This is a genomic window from Oleiphilus sp. HI0132, from assembly GCF_001635845.1.
In genome coordinates, this window is sequence record NZ_LWGJ01001261.1 from 1 (window position 1) to 1,327 (window position 1,327).

The following is a 1,327-nucleotide window of genomic DNA, read 5'->3' on the forward strand; positions in this document are numbered from 1 at the left end:
GCCATCCATATGGTAATTGATGCCGGCTTCTAACAACGCGAGCTCAATGCCCACCGTCTGACTCCAAACTCGCGTGAGAATTGCATACTGAGACAAATCCTGAGAAGGGGTGCCTGAGAGGATATCAATCACTGTCTTGGGGTCATCTTTAGACTTGTGTACTTCTACCCGGGTAGAGGGGTTTGACTCATGTGATTTGCAAAGCAGTGCTTGTCGCCCTGAGTTGTGGGAAATCAGGTGGTTCGCTAATAAAGAAACGCAATGCCCATAGCGGAATGAGTAGCTCAAATTGAGCTTCTGCGTCCCTGGAAACTGTTGGGAAAAGCCGTTAATGATGTATTCGGGTTTTGCGCCGCGGAACTCGTATATCGTCTGATCAGGGTCGCCAACGACGGTCACTTTGGCGCGGTCCCCTGCGATATAGCTTAACAGTGCGTGCTGAAGGTCGTTGGTGTCCTGGTATTCATCGACCAGCACAATATCCATCTTGTTGCTAACAAGCTTTTCTAAAGAGGGATTTTGCTGAATAGCGATCACGGTATCGTAAAGCATATCCGTGTAGCTGATTCTGGCGTTGTGTTTTCGCCAGCTTTCGAAGACATCAAACAATTGAGGAAGAAAGCCGAACTTATCGCTCAAATCAAGATCATAGAGGGTTTGTTGAGGTGACAGCAGGCCATTTTTAACGGATTCGATAAACTGGTGGCCTGCTTCAACGTAATCTTTCTTATTACGTTTGGCATCTTTAAGGGCTTCGGAATCAAGTATTTGATTTAGCATTCGCCAGATATGAAAGTCGATCTCCTTATCACTGAGGATTTGTTTATTAAATGGTCGCAGTTGCCCTTCTTGAATAAAACGTTGGTATAGCCGATAACCCATCGCATGAAAGGTTCGCACCTCGGGAAGGCGGCTATGGTGGTTACCGATCTGTCTTAGTTTGGCGGCAAAGTCGGTCTTTGCTGCTTTGTTGAACATTAGGATGAGAATTCGCCGTGCATCATGGCCCTGGCTCAATAGATATACTATCCGATGAGCTAGGGTCGTTGTTTTACCGCTGCCTGCGACAGCAGTGACCACATAATGAGCAAGGGGTGATTCTACAACCTTAATTTGCTCGGGGGTCAGGGTGATATCTTGGCTTGGATGCATGCAGTGAATACTTGTTAGCGGTGACTTATTTTGGTGGTAATTGATACAAATAAAGTGATTGCCAGGCAGTGCTTTACTGGGGCTTCAAATTACATGACAATGGCGCCTTGGTGTAGCGTAGAGTTAACTTAAGACTCTCTCTCAACTCAACAACTAAGAACTGACTATATGTACT

The 1,327-nt window shown here is 46.0% G+C and carries 1 protein-coding gene; it reads right to left on the bottom strand.

Annotation, left to right across the window (positions count from 1 at the left end):
* The coding region (locus A3766_RS18985) for an ATP-dependent helicase (protein ID WP_156508982.1) at positions 1-1,152 on the bottom strand (1,152 nt) is incomplete at its 3' end.
* Positions 1,153-1,327 lie beyond the last annotated feature (175 nt).